Annotated in this window: 4 protein-coding genes; all 4 read left to right on the forward strand. The window is 41.2% G+C overall.

The genetic code is table 11. The features are described 5' to 3' along the window. Positions 1–259 (forward strand): phosphoribosyltransferase family protein (locus AC3LHT_RS07530; protein ID WP_488662458.1); only part of this gene is annotated, 259 nt, incomplete at its 5' end. Positions 260–271: 12 nt separating this feature from the next. Beyond that, the gene (locus AC3LHT_RS07535; protein ID WP_488662459.1) at positions 272–1630 is read left to right on the forward strand and encodes a glucose-6-phosphate isomerase; all 1359 of its coding nucleotides are present in this window, start codon (positions 272–274) and stop codon (positions 1628–1630) included. Beyond that, positions 1627–1881 carry a hypothetical protein gene (locus tag AC3LHT_RS07540; protein WP_290644309.1) on the forward strand — a complete coding sequence of 85 codons (255 nt, stop codon included), beginning with the start codon at positions 1627–1629 and terminating at the stop codon, positions 1879–1881. The genes AC3LHT_RS07535 and AC3LHT_RS07540 overlap by 4 nt, the downstream gene beginning before the upstream one ends. After that, a partial coding sequence (gene coaE / locus AC3LHT_RS07545) for a dephospho-CoA kinase (protein ID WP_488662460.1) occupies positions 1881–2392 on the forward strand: 512 nt, incomplete at its 3' end. The genes AC3LHT_RS07540 and coaE, both read left to right, overlap by 1 nt.

Raw genomic sequence — 2392 nt, forward strand, 5'->3', positions numbered from 1 at the left:
TGAGGTAATATCTAAATCCTATTCACTTGAATATGGTGAGGCTACCCTTGAAATGCATACCGATGCCATTGCAAAAGGTAATAGAGTCTTGATCCTTGATGATGTACTTGCAACTGGTGGTACTATAAAAGCAATAGCTGAAATGATCAAGGAAGCCGGCGGTGAAGTTGCGGGAATTTTGACAATCATTGAACTCTCATTTTTAGAACCCCGGAAAAAGTTAAAGGATTATCAGGTAAAAGCTCTGATTACATACTGAGGGAGTGGTAACATGCTAAACTTCGATTTTTCGCTGGCTTTCAAGGAAAATCTCGGAACGGGTGTTACATATGAGGAAATATTAGAACGGTCAGAGGTTGCTTCTGAAGCACTTAAAAAGGTTATAGATGCTAAACCGGGATTCATTAGAATTCTGGAAACTAAGGAATACCTCGAGGAAGTCAAAAACCTTACCAGCTGGTTTGCTAACTTTGAGAACGTTGTGGTTCTGGGTATCGGAGGCTCAGCACTGGGCAACATCGCCCTTCATAATTCCCTGAAACCTTTGAACTGGAATTTAACAGATTTTGACAGAAAAGGTAAAGCGCGTGTTTTTGTTGTTGACAATGTTGACCCTGAATTCGTTAATGCTGTGCTTTCAAAGATTGATTTATCAAGAACGCTCTTTAACGTTATTTCAAAATCTGGCACAACGGCTGAAGCAATGGCAAATTACCTTGTCGTAAGAGGTTTTCTGGACAAGGCTGGCTTATCACCTGCTGAGCATTTGCTCTTTACAACTGACCCTGAAAAAGGGGTTCTGAGAACTATCGCAAGAAAAGAAGGGATAAAAACTCTCACAATTCCTGAAGATGTTGGTGGCAGGTTCAGTATCTTGACTCCAGTAGGTCTCGCATCAGCTTTCGCTGAAGGCATAAATATAGATGCGCTGTATATGGGGGCAAGGCACGGTTTGGAACGCTATAAAAACCGAAAAGCAAGCGAAAACCCGCTTATATTAAATGCGCTTTTGCACCTTGAAGCTATTAACAGCGGAAAAAACATCTCGGTTATGATGCCTTATTCCAATCGGCTTTATTCACTGGCGGACCGGTATCGCCAACTCTGGGCAGAATCGCTCGGGAAGAGATTTGATCGCGATGGCAGGGAAGTGTTTACAGGTCAAACCCCGGTTAAAGCTCTCGGAGCAGTGGACCAGCATTCACAGGTACAATTGTATAACGAAGGTCCAAAAGATAAAATAATCACTTTTTTAAAACTCGAAAACTTTTCAACTGATTACGAAATCCCGGCTTTGCACAACGATATAGAGGCTCTTTCTTACCTCGGTGGAAAGAAACTTTCAACTTTGTTGAATTCTGAGCAATATGGTACTGCACTCGCTCTGGCGAAAAACGGTGTTCCCAACCTTACGGTTACCTTTCCGGAATTAAACGAGGAAAACGTTGGCGAGTTTATACTCTATTATGAACTTTTGACTGCAACCATGGGTGAATTGCTTCACATAAATCCTTATGATCAGCCCGGTGTGGAACTTGGAAAGAAGATCACCTATGGACTTATGGGAAGAAAGAGCTACGAAGATTTTCTAAAAGAATATTCTGGTGATAACTGGAGGCTGAAACTATGACAGATCTCATAGAGAAGTTAAGAGAGTTCAATGTGGAAGAAATATACCTTATTGAAGGTGAGGAAGTTCCTTTTTATACAATCATCACGAAAGATCCTGAAGAGCTTATGAAATTCCTCGAGGAGCGAGATGATTTTGAAGGTGATGTAGCGGTTTTGTCTCCAGGAGAGCTGGAATCACTCAAAGAAGCGAAAAGTGAAATAGCTGTAACTGTTATGAACGCGATTGAAAAGGGGAAAAAGTTGCTCTGATGATTATTGGCATTACCGGCAAAGCAGGTTGTGGCAAATCCACATTGGCTGATGCTCTCAAAAGGCGTGGCCTGGGAATTATTGAACTTGATAAAGTGGGTCATGAAGTTTTGGAGGAGATACAGGATAAACTGAAGGAGCTCTTCGGGGCACAGATAATTTCTAATGACCATGTAGACAGAGCAGTCCTTGCTGAAATTGTGTTCAACAATCCTGAAAAGCTAAGGCAATTAAACGCCGTAGTGCATCCACTGATAAAGAAAAAAGTAATAGATATCCTTTCAAAAGCCCAAAAGCATTTAGTTATTGACGGAGCGTTGCTACATCAGATAGGTCTTGATGATTATTGTGACCTGGTTATATTCGTAGATTGTCCTGAAGAACTTGCTTTGAAAAGGCTTATTAAGCGCGGAGTTGATGAAATAAAGGCAAGGGAGATTTTGAAGGCGCAGAAATTCCTTACAAAATACATTAAAAACAGCAATACCTGGTTATCAACGATGAAGAACCC

The sequence above is a fragment of the Kosmotoga sp. genome (genome assembly GCF_982836095.1).

Bases quoted from the DNA above. Each gene is read 5' to 3' on its own strand.
- AC3LHT_RS07535 (WP_488662459.1), top strand. From the start codon at position 272: ATGCTAAACTTCGATTTTTCGCTGGCTTTCAAGGAAAATCTCGGAACG.
- AC3LHT_RS07540 (WP_290644309.1), top strand. From the start codon at position 1,627: ATGACAGATCTCATAGAGAAGTTAAGAGAGTTCAATGTGGAAGAAATA.